The organism is Nocardia sp. NPDC004582 (genome assembly GCF_053602115.1).
Genome location: NZ_JBSGCY010000024.1, coordinates 47,511 through 61,926 on the forward strand (window position 1 = coordinate 47,511; position 14,416 = coordinate 61,926).

Annotated in this window: 12 protein-coding genes; 4 read left to right on the forward strand and 8 right to left on the reverse strand. The window is 70.6% G+C overall.

Features of this window, described 5'->3' with window-relative positions:
• Positions 1 to 57: 57 nt before the first annotated feature.
• Entirely contained in the window at positions 58 to 504 is a 447-nt protein-coding gene (locus ACWELJ_RS10190) for a hypothetical protein (RefSeq protein ID WP_452365850.1), read from the reverse strand.
• A gap of 49 nt (positions 505 to 553) precedes the next feature.
• Positions 554 to 964 (reverse strand): PaaI family thioesterase, encoded by a 411-nt coding sequence (locus ACWELJ_RS10195; protein WP_452365851.1) that lies wholly within the window; start codon positions 962 to 964, stop codon positions 554 to 556.
• 183 nt (positions 965 to 1,147) lie between these two features.
• Between ACWELJ_RS10195 and ACWELJ_RS10200 the strand changes: the two genes are divergently transcribed.
• Positions 1,148 to 4,216, forward strand: a complete 3,069-nt coding sequence (locus tag ACWELJ_RS10200) for a BTAD domain-containing putative transcriptional regulator (RefSeq protein WP_452365852.1) — start codon at positions 1,148 to 1,150, stop codon at positions 4,214 to 4,216.
• Positions 4,217 to 4,416: 200 nt separating this feature from the next.
• Here ACWELJ_RS10200 and ACWELJ_RS10205 read toward each other — a convergent pair whose 3' ends face one another.
• Positions 4,417 to 5,805 (reverse strand): serine hydrolase domain-containing protein, encoded by a 1,389-nt coding sequence (locus ACWELJ_RS10205; protein ID WP_452365853.1) that lies wholly within the window; start codon positions 5,803 to 5,805, stop codon positions 4,417 to 4,419.
• A 277-nt stretch (positions 5,806 to 6,082) separates the two neighbouring features.
• Between ACWELJ_RS10205 and ACWELJ_RS10210 the strand changes: the two genes are divergently transcribed.
• The gene (locus ACWELJ_RS10210) at positions 6,083 to 7,102 is read left to right on the forward strand and encodes an alpha/beta hydrolase (protein ID WP_452365862.1); all 1,020 of its coding nucleotides are present in this window, start codon (positions 6,083 to 6,085) and stop codon (positions 7,100 to 7,102) included.
• A gap of 167 nt (positions 7,103 to 7,269) precedes the next feature.
• Positions 7,270 to 8,241, forward strand: a complete 972-nt coding sequence (locus ACWELJ_RS10215) for an alpha/beta hydrolase (RefSeq protein ID WP_452365854.1) — start codon at positions 7,270 to 7,272, stop codon at positions 8,239 to 8,241.
• Between the two features lie 69 nt (positions 8,242 to 8,310).
• Here ACWELJ_RS10215 and ACWELJ_RS10220 read toward each other — a convergent pair whose 3' ends face one another.
• The 3 genes from ACWELJ_RS10220 to ACWELJ_RS10230 form a co-directional block, all read right to left on the reverse strand.
• On the reverse strand, positions 8,311 to 9,918 hold the full coding sequence (locus ACWELJ_RS10220; RefSeq protein ID WP_452365855.1) for a flavin-containing monooxygenase: 1,608 nt from the start codon (positions 9,916 to 9,918) through the stop codon (positions 8,311 to 8,313).
• A gap of 117 nt (positions 9,919 to 10,035) precedes the next feature.
• A complete protein-coding gene (locus ACWELJ_RS10225; protein ID WP_452365856.1) occupies positions 10,036 to 10,398 on the reverse strand; it encodes an ArsR/SmtB family transcription factor in 363 nt (120 codons plus the stop codon).
• Between the two features lie 4 nt (positions 10,399 to 10,402).
• Entirely contained in the window at positions 10,403 to 11,641 is a 1,239-nt protein-coding gene (locus tag ACWELJ_RS10230) for an MFS transporter (RefSeq protein WP_452365857.1), read from the reverse strand.
• Between the two features lie 112 nt (positions 11,642 to 11,753).
• On the opposite strand from ACWELJ_RS10230, the gene ACWELJ_RS10235 reads away from it, so the two are divergent.
• Positions 11,754 to 12,515 carry a hypothetical protein gene (locus ACWELJ_RS10235; RefSeq protein ID WP_452365858.1) on the forward strand — a complete coding sequence of 254 codons (762 nt, stop codon included), beginning with the start codon at positions 11,754 to 11,756 and terminating at the stop codon, positions 12,513 to 12,515.
• Positions 12,516 to 12,544: 29 nt separating this feature from the next.
• Here the strand turns inward: ACWELJ_RS10235 and ACWELJ_RS10240 are convergent, their stop codons facing one another.
• Both ACWELJ_RS10240 and ACWELJ_RS10245 read right to left on the reverse strand, forming a co-directional pair.
• Complete coding sequence (locus ACWELJ_RS10240) at positions 12,545 to 13,327, reverse strand: SDR family oxidoreductase (protein ID WP_452365859.1); 783 nt, start codon at positions 13,325 to 13,327, stop codon at positions 12,545 to 12,547.
• A 108-nt stretch (positions 13,328 to 13,435) separates the two neighbouring features.
• Entirely contained in the window at positions 13,436 to 14,359 is a 924-nt protein-coding gene (locus ACWELJ_RS10245) for an HNH endonuclease (RefSeq protein ID WP_452365860.1), read from the reverse strand.
• Between the last annotated feature and the right edge of the window lie 57 nt (positions 14,360 to 14,416).

Genomic DNA, 14,416 nt, shown 5'->3' on the forward strand with positions numbered 1-14,416 from the left:
GGCGCGGCTTCAGCGGCCGCGCTGGTCATGGTCGCGGCCGCCGGGTCGAGGGCCGGGCTAGCCGGAGATGCTGGGCAGCGGGCAGCCGAAGCTGCCGGTGGTGGTGGCCGGGCCGACCTGGACGGTCACCGGGTCGAGGGTGAACGTCTGTGCGGTGTCGAAACCCGCTGTGGCGGTGAGGGTGTGCGAGCCGGGAGTGGCCGGGGTCCAGGAAACCTTGGCGGGGTTACCGACCAGCACGGTGGTCCCGACCCGGGCGGTGCCGATCAGGACGCCGTTGTCGTAGAACGTGACCGGCATGCTGTTGAAGGCACTGCTGCCGCCGCCGACCATGTCGCCGCTGGTGACCTTGTAGGAGCAGCCCGCCGAGAGTTTCGTGCCCTCGACGGTGACCGGGCCGAGGCCCGCGGCCGCGGCGTCGGGGGCCATGGTCAGGAGGAGTGCGCCGGTTCCGGCCGCCACCGTCGCGGCGGCACGAGCGGCCCGCGTCCAAGGGGAAGTCATGTAGTGAAATTAACATGCTTCAGATTGGTGGGACTTTGGTTCGACCCGATCACAGCACCGCCTGGGTCTGGGTCACCTTGGCGACGAGAGTGCCCGCGTCATCACGGATCTCGGTCTCCACGACGATGAAGCTGCGCCCGGTGTGCAGCGGCGTCGCGGTGGCGGTGGCGTGACCCGACCGCAGCGCGCGCACGAAGTTCGTCTTCGACTCCACCGTGGTCGTACCCTGTTTGCCCGCCGGGAGATTCAGATACGCGCACACCGCCGCGGTGGCGTCGGCCAGCGCCATCAGCGCGCCGCCGTGCAGGGAACCACCCAGCGTGCACAGGTTCTCGCGCCAGGCCAGCCGGCTGCGGACCAGCTCCGGGCCGCAGTCGAGAACCTGCACGCCGAGGCCCTCGGTGAACGGCATGGTGGCGAACAACTGGGGGCCGATCGGGTCGGCGGAGATATCGGTCATGCCATCGACTGTGCCCGGCGCGGAGCCCGGAGTCGATTACCTCGGGGGTAATCGACTGTGCTCCGCCGCAATCGGTGACGGGTGCCGGGCCGGTGTGTCTGGAAGACTCGCCGGGTGCAGGTGAGTGTGCTCGGACCGGTTCGGGTCCATGCGGAGGACGGGACCCGGGTCGAGATTCCCGGCGTGCGAGTGCGAATGCTGGTGGCGCGGCTGGCGTTGGAGGCGGGACGCGACGTGCCCGTGCCCGCTCTCGTCGACGGACTGTGGGGTGAGGAACCGCCCGCCGACGCGCCGGGCGCGTTGCAGGCGCTGGTATCGCGGCTACGCAAGGCGTTGCGCGACGTCGGCGCCGTCGAATTCGGGCCCGGCGGCTACCGGCTGCCCGGGGTGAGCGTGGACGCCGCCCGATTCGAGGAACTGGTGCGGCGCGGCCGGCGGGAATTGGCCGCGGACCGCGCCGAACCCGCCGCCCGCCTGCTGCGCGAGGCCCTCGAGCTGTGGCGCGGGCCCGCCCTCGGCGACGTCCTCGACGCCCCCTACGCCCAGACCGCCGCGACCCGGCTCGACGATCTGCGGGCCACCGCCCTCGAGGACCGGTTCGAGGCCGAACTGCGGCTCGGCCGCCACCTCGAGGCGCTCACCGACCTCGAGGTCGCGGCCGCCGAGAACCCGCTCGGCGAACGCCTGGCCGCGCTGCGCATGCGGGCCCTGGCCGCGGCCGGACGGCAGTCCGACGCGCTGGCCGCCTATGCGGAGACCAGGGCCCGGCTGGAGGAGGAACTGGGCATCGACCCGTCGGCGATCCTGCGCGACACCCACCTGGCATTGCTGCGCGGCGAGCTCGAAAGCCCCTCGCCGCGAAGGGAACCCGCGGTCCGGAACCTCCCCGCCCGCCGGACCGGATTCGTGGGCCGCGAACCGGAACTCGCGGAAGTGACCGGGCTGCTGGCGGATTCGCGACTGGTCACCATCGTGGGACCCGGCGGCGCGGGCAAGACCCGCCTCGCGCTCGAGGCCATGGACCGGCACCACACCGGCGCGGTGTTCTTCGTCCCGCTGGCCGAACCGGGCGCGCCCGACCAGCTCTCCGACGCCGTCGCGGGCGCGCTCGCCGACACCGCCGAACGCCCCGGCAAGACCGCCCGGCTGATCGAACTTCTCGACGTCGGCCCCGCCGTGCTGGTGCTCGACAATTGCGAACACCTCGTCGCGGCCGCCGCCGGGCTCGCGGACACCCTGCTGGAGCGGCTGCCGCAGCTGCGGGTGCTCGCGACCAGCCGCGAGCCCCTGGCCATCACCGGCGAGGCGCTGTGCCACCTGGGCCCGCTCGAACTACCCGCCGAGACGGCGGATGCCGCTGCGGCCCAACGCTCTTCAGCGGTGCGACTGTTCGCTGAACGCGCCGCCGCTATCCGTCCCGGATTCGTGGTCGACGACGACACCGTCGCACCGGTGGTGCGGATCTGCCGCCGGCTCGACGGGCTCCCGCTCGCCCTGGAACTGGCCGCCGCGAAACTGCGCGCCATGAGCGTCGACCAGGTGGCGCGGCGGCTCGGCGACCGCTTCCGGCTGCTCGCCTCCGGCAGCCGCACCGCCCTGCCGCGGCAGCGGACCCTGCTCGCGCTGGTCGAATGGAGCTGGGACCTGCTCGACGAACCCGAGCGGATCCTGGCCCGCAGGCTTTCCGCGTTCCCCGGCGGCGCGACCACGGAAGCCGTCGAGATCATCTGCGGCGACGAGGAACTCGCGGCCGACGATCTGCCCTATCTCCTGGACGCCCTGGTCGAGAAGTCCCTCGTCACCGTGAGCTCCGACGATCCGCCGCGCTACCGCATGCTCGAGACCATCCGCGCCTATGCCGCCGACCGGCTCGCGTCCGCACCCGACCACCTCACCGAGCCGTTCACCGACTACTACCTGACCCTCGCCGAACACGCCGAACCGCACCTGCGCGGCACCGAACAGCTCGCCGCCATCGCCCTTTTCGACGCCGAACACGCCAACCTGGCCGCCGCGCTGCGCACCGCGCTCGCCGAACCGGCCCCGGAAACCGCGTCACGGCTCGTCCGGGCCATGTTCTGGTACTGGGGGATTCGGGGGATGAGCACGCAGTTCGAGAGCTCCCTGACGGGGATCCTGGCCTTCGAGGCCGACCTGCCCGACTCGGCGCGCGCCGCGTTCCGGGTCATCGCCCTGATGGCCGGGGCCCCGCCCGCCGGAAGCTCACTGTCGACGCTGATCGAGGAGTGCGTGGCCGCCGGGGGACTGGAATTCCATCCGGCCGTGCCGCTGTGGACCGCCCTGCTGGCCGCGGGGGCGGAAGACGCGCGGCTCGTCGACACCCGGCTGCGGCAGGCGTTGACCTGGCCGGACCCGTGGGTGCGGGCCAGTGCCCAGCTGGCCCGCGATATCGCGTTGAGCGGGGAGGGGCGGCTGCTCGAGGGGGCCGACGCGCGGCGGGAAGCCCTGCGGGGATTCGAGATCGTGGGGGACCGCTGGGGACTCGGCATGGCGCTCCTCGCGCACGGCCGCGCCGAATCGCTGCGCGGCGACCACGATCGGGCGCTCACCGCGTTCGCCCACGCGGTCACCCTGGCCTCCGAACTCGGCACCGAGGACGATATCGCGGCCGCCCGGACCGCCCTGGCCGAAGAGCGCATGCGCACCGGCGAGCTCGCCGAGGCGGCGCGCGACATCGACGCCGCGCAACGCCTGGCGGTCGAGCGGGGCCTGGCTCGACTGTCCGCGGTCGCGCTGTTCACCAGAGCCGAATTGCACCGCCGCACCGGTGATCTCGCCGGATCCGAGCACGATCTGACGGAGGCGGCGCGGCGGATCCGCCAGCTGCCGTACCCGGAAGCGATGGCCGCACACCAGATCGCGGTCGCCCGCCTGCGCAACGAGCTCACCGCGAAGCGCGCCGTGCCCGCCCGTGCGCTGCTGGGATCGGTCGTCGATGGCTCGTTCCACTTCGGTGACGCTGCCGGGACGGCCCACGGCCAAGCGCAGACCGCCGAACTCCTCGCGAAACTCCGGCTCCTGGAAGGTGATCCGGTCGCGGCGGCCCGTGCGCTCGGCCTCAGCGAAGTCATCCGCGGCACCTTCGATCACGGCGAACCCGAACTCGCCGCACTGATCGCCGATCTCACCGCTCGCCTCGGCGCGGCCGCATACCGGGACAGTTACCGCCGCGGGGCCGACCTCTCACGAACCGCCGCCCTGGATCAGCTCGCGAAGGAAGCGGCCGGCTGACATCCCCTCAGCCGAACCGGCATTCGGCCACGCGAACGGTCCACGCCCGCGTTCGGCGCTTCGTGCCCCTGAACTCGGACCGGCCGCCCGATCAGCCGACCGCGCAGGATGGTTCGGGCACAACGACAGCGCTGCCCCGGCTGGGACAGCGCTGTCGGTGCGCGATCGAACGGAAGCCTGGCCGCGGCGGACGACGCCGGTCAGGACACTCGGGCGAAGAGCCGACCGGCCAGGTCGACACCGGTGATCTCGCCGTCGGCGTCGCGGCTGAAGAACCCGCGCTGGCCGGCGAAAGACCCTGCGGTGATCACGTATTCGTCCCCGTCGCCCGGCAGGAGGCCGAACGGGAACGGCGGGTGATCCTGCGGGATCTCCGCGCCACCGGCCGCCCGGATCTCCGGCTTGACCTTGCAGTCCAGGTACAGCTGGTCGCCCTCGGCGTAGCAGGTCATGGTCATGGCGTCGATGTCGTACACGCCGGACAGCTCCGGGACGCGGGTGGCGTCGAACGGCACCGGCTCCGGGTCCCGGTCGATCACACCGAGGTAGTGCTCTAGTGCCCAGCGGACGATGGCCTGATTGGCCGGAATGCCGTCGGGGCTGGCATTGGAGAGCACGACGATCGCGAAATCGCGCTCCGGCACCAGCTGGAAGTCCGCGAACTGGCCGAAGCCGGAACCGCCGTGCCCGGCCAGGCGCACCCCGTCCACGTCGCGCAGCATCCAGCACAGGCCGAACGTGTCGGCGAGCGTGCTGTTGCGCAGCGTGACGGTCGGCTCCCGCATACGGCGCAGCAGGCCGGTGGGCAGCACCGTCTCACCGTGCGCGCCGCGGCCGTCGCCGAGGTGGAATCGGCCCCAGCGCAACAGATCCGACACTGTGGCGCCGAGACCGCCGCCGGGGTTGTTGGCGCGGGTGCCCTTCCAGACCCGCGCCACCTCGAGGTTCCCGTCCGCCTGGCGTTCGTGCCCGGCCGCGAAACGGCGGGTCATGATGTCGCCCTGGAAGTAGCGGCTCTCGGTCAGCCCGACCGGCGCGAGAACCGTGTCGGCGACGACCTTTTCGAACGGTTCCCCGGTCACGTTCTCGATGACGCGGCCGAGCAGGTTGAATCCGGCCTGACTGTAGGACGCGCGCTCGCCGGGCGCGGCGAGCAGCGGCAGCTCGGCCAGTGACGCCACGAACGCGGCCAGTCCGTCCTCGCCCTCGCCGGTGTTGTTGATGAGATTCCACTCGAGCCCGGCGGTGTGGTTGAGCAGCTGGGCGACGGTGATGGTGGCGGCGGAGCGCTCGTCGAGCAGTTCGAGCTCGGGAACGTAGGTGCGCACGGGGGCGTCCAAGTCGACCCGGCCGTCGGCCACCAGGCGCAGCAGGGCGGTGGCGGTGAAGGTCTTGGAGGTCGAGCCGATCGCGAACACGGTGTGCGCGGTCACCGGAAGCGGGTTCTCGGTGCTGGTCACGCCGACCGTGGCATGGATCTCACGGCCGCCCACCCAGATCCCGACGGCGATGCCCGGCATGTCGTATTGCGCGGCCGTGGCCTCGACGAAAGCGGTGAGAGCGGCGTCGGTGGTGGTGTTCTCGGTCATGTCGGAGCCTTTCGGTGGAGTGCGTCTCGCGGTGTGTCCACGACGATGCCGACCCGCGCTGACAGCCCACCGACAGCGCACCGACAACCTCTGACAGTGCGCCGACAACCACCGACAGCGCGCCGACGATGCCCCTGACCCCCGTCTGATCGGGGTTCTCAGCGGCCACTCAGTTTCGAGCCAGCAATTACTTAGAGCGGATCGGCAAGGTGAGTCGCTGAGTCGTAACGAGCTGGAAAACACTGCCGAAGGAGAAAGCGTGCGTTCAACGAAGATCTTGGGCAGTGCGGTACTGGCCTTGGCCGCAATCGTTCTGCTACCGGTAGCCGCGGGTACCGCTTCGGCCGACCCCGGCGTCTCGCCGCACCGCGCCGGAATCTCCGCTGACGGCTCCCGCATCGCTTCCAGCAAGGCGGCCGACGCGCGGAACCTGACCTTGCAGGTCTATTCGGCCGCCATGGGCAAGAACATCCAGGTCGATGTGCAACGGGCCGCCGACACCTCGCAGCCCACCCCGGTGCTGTATCTGCTCAATGGCGCCGGCGGCGGCACCGATTCCGCGACCTGGCGCAAGCGGACCGACGTCCTGAACTTCCTGGCCGACAAGAACGTCAATGTGGTGCAGCCGGTCGGTGGCGGGTTCAGCTACTACACCGACTGGCGCGAGCCGGATCCCACACTGGGCGTGAACAAGTGGAAGACGTTCCTCACCGAGGAGCTGCCCCCGCTCATCGACGCGGCCCTGAACGCCAACGGGCGCAACGCGATCGCGGGCCTGTCCATGGCGGGCACCTCGGTGCTGCAGCTGCCCATCGCCGCGCCCGGCCTGTACAAGTCGGTGGCCGCCTACAGCGGTTGCGCCCAGATCAGCGACCCGCTCGGCTACAACTTCGCCAATACGGTGGTCGCGGCGGGCGGCGGTGACAGCACGAACATGTATGGCCCGCAAGGCGATCCGGAATGGGCGGCCAATGATCCCTTCCTGCACGCGGAGCAGCTGCGCGGCCTGGACCTGTTCATCTCCAGCGGATCCGGCCTGCCGGGCGAATGGGACACCCTCGACGGCCCGCACACCCTGCCCGGCGCGAGCGGCCTGATCAACCAGCTCGCCCTCGGCGGCGGACTCGAGGCCGCAGCCAACTACTGCACCCACAACCTGAAGGCCGAGCTCGACGGCCTCGGCATCCCGGCCACCTATGACTTCACGCCCACCGGCACCCACTCCTGGGGGTACTGGGAGGACGCGCTGAAGCGGTCGTGGCCGGTCCTGGCATCCGGTCTGGGCCTGCCCGCCTGATCGGAGACGACGAAACCGGCGCGCCTCCAGGGGAAGCGAGCCGGTTTCGTCGTGTCCGGGGGTGGTCGCGGGACGGCCACAGTGCGGTCACCGGCGGCGGAATCCGGCCCTGATCGGCGGCGCGGAATCGTACCCTCAGGCATAGTTCCATCGCCGAAGGAGACACCGTGCGATCGACAAATGCCCTGGTCAGTGCGCTATCCGCCGTAGCGGCAAGCCTCCTGCTCACCGCCGCCGCGGCCGCCGCGCCAGGCCCCGGCGACACGCGCCTCGAGACGCTGTGGGTCCACTCGGACGCCATGGGTCGCGACATCCAGGTCGAAGTGCGGCGCGCCGCCGACACCTCGCAACCCGTCCCGGTGCTCTACCTGCTCGGTGGCGCGGGCGGCGGCGCCGGCGCGGTCAACTGGCAGACCGCGACCGACGCGATGGACTTCGTGGCCGGAAAGAACGTCACCGTGGTGGCGCCGATCGGCGGCGACTACACCTATTACACCGACTGGCGCGAACCCGATCCTGTTCTGGGCGTGAGCAAATGGCGGACCTTCCTCACCCAGGAGCTGCCGCCGGTCGTGGACCGGGAGCTGAACGGCAACGGGCGTAACGCGATCGCGGGCCTGTCCATGGCGGGCACCTCGGTGCTGCAACTGGCGATCGCCGCACCCGGGCTGTATCGGTCGGTCGCGTCCTACAGCGGCTGCGCCCAGATCAGCGACCCGCTGGGCCACTACTTCGTGAGCACGGTGGTGCGGAAGGGCGGCGGCGACCCGGACAACATGTACGGCCCCGCGGGCGATCCGGAGTGGGTCGCCAATGATCCCTTCCTGCACGCCGATCAGCTGCGCGGTGTGAACCTGTTCATCTCCAGCGGATCCGGGCTGCCGGGTCAATGGGATCTTCCGGGCGGCCCGCACACCCTGCCCGGCATGGACGGCTGGATCAACCAGCTGACCCTCGGGGGCACCATCGAGGCGGCCACCGACTACTGCAGTCACCAACTCGCGGCCCGGCTCGCATGGCTCGGCATCCCCGCCACCTACGACTTCACGATCACCGGCACGCACTCGTGGGGCTACTGGCAGGAAGCGGTGAAGCAGTCGTGGCCGGTGCTGGCGGCGGGATTGGGACTGCCCGCCTGAAAGACACGGCGCCGAATACGAAGAAACCGGCTCGCCCCTGAGGGAAGCGAGCCGGTCTCCGCGGCCGACCTACGCGGTCAGCTCGAAGTTCGGGTAGCCGTTGTCGCGCTCGTCGTCACAGTAGCGGCGGTAGTTGCCGAAACCGCCGATGTAGGGCATGAACACGCGCTTCTTGCCCTCCACGTTCGCGCCCATGTACCAGGAGTTGGCCTTCACGAACAGCGTGCCCTCGGCGACCTCCAGCAGGTGATCGGTCCACTTGACCGCCGCCTCCGACCGCGCCTCGGCGGTGCGGATGCCGTTGGCGCGGCAGTGCTGCACCAGCGCCAGCACCCAATCCAGCTGCTGCTCGGAGTGCAGCACCATGTTCGCCATCACCGACGGGGTGCCGACACTGTTGATGCTGAACATGTTCGGGAAGCCGGGGATGCCGAAGCCCAGGTAGGTGACCGGGCCATCGGCCCACAGGTCGCCCAGGCGGGCATCGCCCGCGCCGTGCAGGTCGATGCGCAGCAGCGCGCCGGTCATGGCGTCGAAACCGGTGGCGTACACCAGGGTGTCGAGCTCGATGAACTGATCGGCGGTGCGGATACCGGTCGGGGTGACCTCCTCGATCGCCTCGCGGCGCAGGTTCACCAGCGACACATTGGGGCGGTTGAACATCTCGTAGTAGCCCGAGTCGGTGCAGATGCGCTTGGTGCCGATCGGGTGGTCGTTGGGGATCAGGTCGTCGGCGACGGCCTGATCGTCGACCTTGGCGCGGATCTTGGCGACCGCGAACTCGCGCACCAGCTCATTGGCGCGGATATCGCTGTTCTGGTCCGGGAAGACCTTGTTGAACAGCACGCCGCCGCCGTTCCAGCGGTCCTCCATGGCCGTGGCCCGATCCTCGGCGCTCATGTCCAGCGCCTTGGTCTCCAGCGAGGCGTGCGGGGTGGCCGCGCCCGCGTAGTAGGACTTCTCGCGGCGCTGCCGGTAGGTGGAGCGGATATCGGCCTGCTCCTGCTCGGTCCACGGCCGGTTCGGGACCGGGACGCTGAAGTTGGCCGTCCGCTGGAACACGGTGAGCGCCTGCGCCTCCCGAGCGATGATCGGCGACACCTGGATGCCCGAGGAACCGGTGCCGATCACGCCGACCCGCTTGCCCTCGAAGGACACGCCCTGCTCGGGCCACTGCGCGGTGAACAGCTCCTCGCCCGCGAAGGATTCGATGCCGGGGATGTTCGGCTTGATCGGCGCCGACAGGCAGCCAGTCGCGAAAATCACGAACTGCGAACGGAATTCGTCGCCGCGCTCGGTGCGCACCGTCCAGATGGCGGCGGCGTCGTCGAAGCTCGCGCCGACCACCCGCTGGCCGAAACGGTAGTGGCGCTTGAGCTCGAAGCGGTCGGCCACATGATTGATGTAGTCGAGGATCTCCGGCTGCGCGGCGAACCGTTCGGTCCAGGTCCAGCTCTGCTGCAGGTCCTCGTCGAAGGAGTACGAGTAGTCGACGCTCTCCACGTCACAGCGCGCGCCCGGGTAGCGGTTCCAGAACCAGGTGCCGCCCACGCCCTCGCCGGCCTCCAGGCCGAGCACGTTCAATCCGGCCTTCGCCGCCTGGTGGACGCCGTACAGTCCGGCGAATCCGGCCCCGATGATGATGACATCGAATGGGCTGCCCTGCTCGGGATGCATGCGCGCGACCTCTCACTATTCGTCCGGCGATATTTCGAATAGGCATATCGTCGCGGCGAATGCGGGTACACGGCGATACCACGTCCCACTGACCAGGAGCGCAGGTCCGGGGGATGGTTACTCGTGGGAGGGTTCGCCGGTCACGACGTGATCGGCATGGTTGAGGCCCTCACGAACCAGGCGGGCCAGGTGGCCGTCGCGAATCCGGTAGATGATGCGGCGGCCCTCGCGGCGGGTCTCGACCAGGCCGGTGAACCGCAGTTTCGCCAGATGCTGGCTGACCGCGGTGCGGGACGCGCCGCAGGCCTCGGTGAGCGCGGAGACGTCGGCCTCGGCGTCGGCGAGAATCCAGAGAATGTGCAGGCGGGTGGGATCGGCGAGCATGCGGAAGGTCTCGGTGGCCACATCCAGCCGGGCCGCGTCCGGATCGACCGGATGGACGAGACTCGGCGTGGCGGGTAGCGGTTTCGCCCTGCTCACCTGGTCACCTTCCTGCCGCGGCCACCGCCTCGGCGCCGGTGGGGACGGACGCGGGCCACACCCGGACCGCGGTCGTCGCTGCCAGTGTAGCGAGTGCGGCCAGCGCGACCGCCGTCGTCGGCAGACCCGCCAGCGCGCCCAGCTTGCCCGCGATCGGATAGGTCAGCAGGAAGCAGGCGTGCGACAGCGAGAACTGGGCGGTGAAAACGGCTGCGCGATCGGCGGGTTGAGTCTGCGCGCGCAGCAGACGGGCCGCGGGGGTATTGATCATCGAAGTGCCCGCGCCGAGCGACAGCCAGGTCAGGGCCAGCACCGCCGCGCCCGCGGGGTGCGGCAGGAGCGGCGGCAGCGCCGCGGCGATCAGTCCCGGCGGCAGCAGGGCGCAGCCGGTCAGCATGAACCGCCGGTCCGGGACCGTCGCCAGCACACGCGGGGCCGCCAGCGCGACGGCCATCGAACCGAATCCGAAGCAGGCCAGGGCCAGTGCCACCCCGGTATTGGAGCCGCCCAGCCGATCGCGCACGTACACAACGGTGTTCACGATCACCAGCGCGGTCGCCGCGGCCACCACCATGTTCATGGCCAGCAGGCCGCGCAGCACCGGGCGGTTCATCATGACCCGCGCGCCCGCGGTGATGCGCTCGAGCAGCGGGGCCGACCGCTCGGGTGCGGCGAGCCGGGGCAACCGGGTGGTCACCACCAGCAGCGCCGAGGCCACGAAACCGGCGGCGGTGCCGACGAACAGCGAGTGATAACTGATCACCGTCAGCAGCGCGGCGGCCAGCATCGGACTGAGCAGCGACTCCAGGTCGTAGGCCAGGCGCGACAGGGACAGGCCGCGCGTGTAGTCCTCCTCGTCGACCAGGATCGAGGGGATCAGCGACTGGAACGCCGGGGTGAAGGTCGCCGAGGCCGACTGCAGCAGCGCGATCAGCACGTAGATCTGCCAGGTGTGGGTGACGAACGGCAGCATGAGCGCGATACCGGCGCGCACCACGTCTGCCGACACCAGCACCAGGCGGCGCGGCAGCCGCGCGGTGAGCGCCGAGATCACCGGCGCCACAGCGACATACGCCACCATCTTGATGGCCAGCGCGGTCCCCAGCACCGCCCCCGCCTGGCCGCCCGCCACCTCGTAGGCGAGCAGGCCCAGCGCCACCGTGAGCAGGCCGGTGCCGACCAGGGCGACGACCTGGGCGGTGAACAGCTTGCGGAACTGGGGATGGCGCAGCACGACGAGCATGGGGCCACTATAAGCCAATAGGTGCGCAGGTGTGCACATGATGTCGGATATATGATTCCGGCGCCTCGTCGCCATGCGGGTGGCCGGGCGATTCGTCGCTATCCTCACTGTCATGGGGAGGAATCTCGCGGCCGGCGCCCTGGTCGCCGCCGCGACACTGGCACTGGCCGCCTGTGCCCGCCCCGACGCGCCCATGGCGGGCAACCTCGACCCGCCCGGTACACCCCGCGCCATCGCGGCCACCGACCCGCCCGGCCCCGTCTCCGACCTGCAGCCGTGCGGCGATATCGGTTCCGCCGCAACGCCTCCCGACTGCTACCTGCGCTCACACGACAGCGCCGGGCTCACCTTCGAGATCCGCCACCACGGCCACGGGCAGCAGAGCGCGGTCACCGTCACCACCCTGGACCCCGAGGGCACGGTCCTGCAGACCCTGACCGAACCGGCCGTCGGCACGACCGAACCGCGCCTGCGCGATGTCGACAACGACGGCCGCGACGAACTGATCATCCCGGTCATGGCGGCCACCGCCAATATCCGCTACGTCATCTACCACGCGGCGCCCGACGGCACACTCCAGCGCTCCGGCGAACTCACCGGAATCGGGCTCGACACCTCGGCCGCCGGCTACACCGTCATCACCGCCCGCGACTCCTACGAACTGTGGAAAATCCAGTTCTGGACCTTCGACGCCGCCGTCCTGCACCCGCTCGTCACCGTCGAGGTCCACTTCCTCGACGACGGCACCGGTCACGTCGGCGGCAGCGAATGCACGGTCGTCGACACCGGTGGGCTGGCCCGCACGGGCCTGAGCCCCGACCAGGCCACGGCCCAATTCTGCGCGGAACCAACGGTTCTGCGGGTCAAGCGCTGACCATCCGGAACCGCCACCATGGGAACAGGTCAGCTCACCGGCTTCGCGTAGCGCCGACGCAGCCACTCGGCATAGTCGAAAGACACTGCCTCGCCATCGGAGTCGAGACACAGCGCGGCGTCGCGCACCCGCCGGACGGCCCGGCCGATGGGCGGCACCGGGAAAGGCAGCAAGGACTGGCCGAGGGTGCGGCGGCGGAGTTCGGCGAGCTCGGCCAGGGTCTGCACGGCCGGCCCGCCGACATCGCGGACCCGGCCCGACGGCCCGGCCTCCACCGCGTCGGCCAGCCGGGCCGCCACCGCGGTCACGTCGACCGGCTGGAAACGCATCGCGCTGTGCGGCGCGATCCGGAACTTCGCGCCGCCGCCCAGTAGTTCGTCGATGAGCTCGTGGAACTGGGTGGCGCGCAGCAGGGTCCACGGAATCGGGCCCTGGGTGACGGCGCGCTCCTGGGCGACCTTCGTCCGGTAATAGGCGAAGGGGACGCGCTCACAGCCCACGATGGAGATCTCCACATGGTGGCCCACCTTCGCCCGCCGCTCGGCGCCCAGCAGGTCGCGCACGCCCGCGACCATGGTGCGGGCGCTGCGCGGGCCCCGGTGATTACCGGCGTCGACCACCGCGTAGACGCCCTCGAGCGCCGCGTCCAGGCCCGCGCCGGTCACCAGGTCGACCGCGTGATGCTCGGTCCCCGGCACCGGATCGGCCGGTGCGGACCGGCTCAGCACCCGCACACTGTGGCCCCGGGCCGCCAGCTCGCGCACCACCGGCGCGCCCAGGGTTCCGGTGCCGCCCACCACTGCTACCTGCATTTCGACTCCCCTTTCTCGACCTGCTCGTCTGGGACGCTAGAACCACGGTGGATGGCGCTCAACATGATTCATCGCATGGTGTCGGATTGCGCACAGTTGGATATCGGCCTAGATGTGCGCGCCCTTGGTGCGATTGCAGGCACGGCACAGGATCTGCAGGTTGGCGGGGCTGGTCGCGCCGCCGCGGCTGATCGGGATGATGTGGTCGAACTCCAGGTAGTGGGTGTCGCCGCATTCGACGCACTTGCCGCCGTCACGCTGCCACACCACGGCCTTGACATCCGGTGGGACCGAACGGGTGTCGCGGCGGCCCGGGGTGAGGGCCAGGCGTTTGGCCACCCGGAGCGCGCCCTCCATGGCGGCCGCCGCGTAGTCCGGATCGGCGAGCTCGAGGATCGCGCCGCCGCGGGCGGAGGTGGCCGAGATCTCGATCCGCCCGGCGGCGGGCGTCACCGAAACCACGCGGGCCCAGGGCATTTCGATGCCGGTATCGGGGCCGGTGAAGCGGAGCTTGCGGTTGCTGACGATCAGGCGGCCCTCGGTGCGTTTGGGGCCGCGGGCCAGCTGACGCACATGGACGGCGGGCAGGTTCAGGTGGACGCGCTCGTCGGGGTCCAGGTGCAGGCCGGTGGCGGGCTGTTGCGGGAGTTCGCCCGAACGCAGCCGGGTGAGCAGCCGGCCGCGGTGCAAACGGCGCCGCAGCTCCTCGATGAGCGGGTCCGCCAGCGACAGTTCCCCGGCGATGTCCTCGAAGGAGTCCAGATCGGACTGCTCGACCAGGCCGTCGGCGAGGGTGAAGGCGACCACGCGTTCCAGGTGCGCGGCGGCGAGCGGGCGCAGTGGCTCGACCGCGACCGCACGCTCGATCCGCTGGAATCGCAGCTCGGTCCACAGCGCCTCCCAATCGCCGTCCGTGTCGCCGGACGCGGCGACCCGATCGTCACGCGGGCCCGGGGCGCGCAGCACCCGCTCGGCGCGCCGCCGCCAGCCGCGCAGGTATTCGGCTGTCTCGGTGCGCGATCCGGCCGACAAGATCGGTGCCGTGGAATTCCTCTATCTCCCTGCGCAATTGCGATTCGGTCCGCCGGG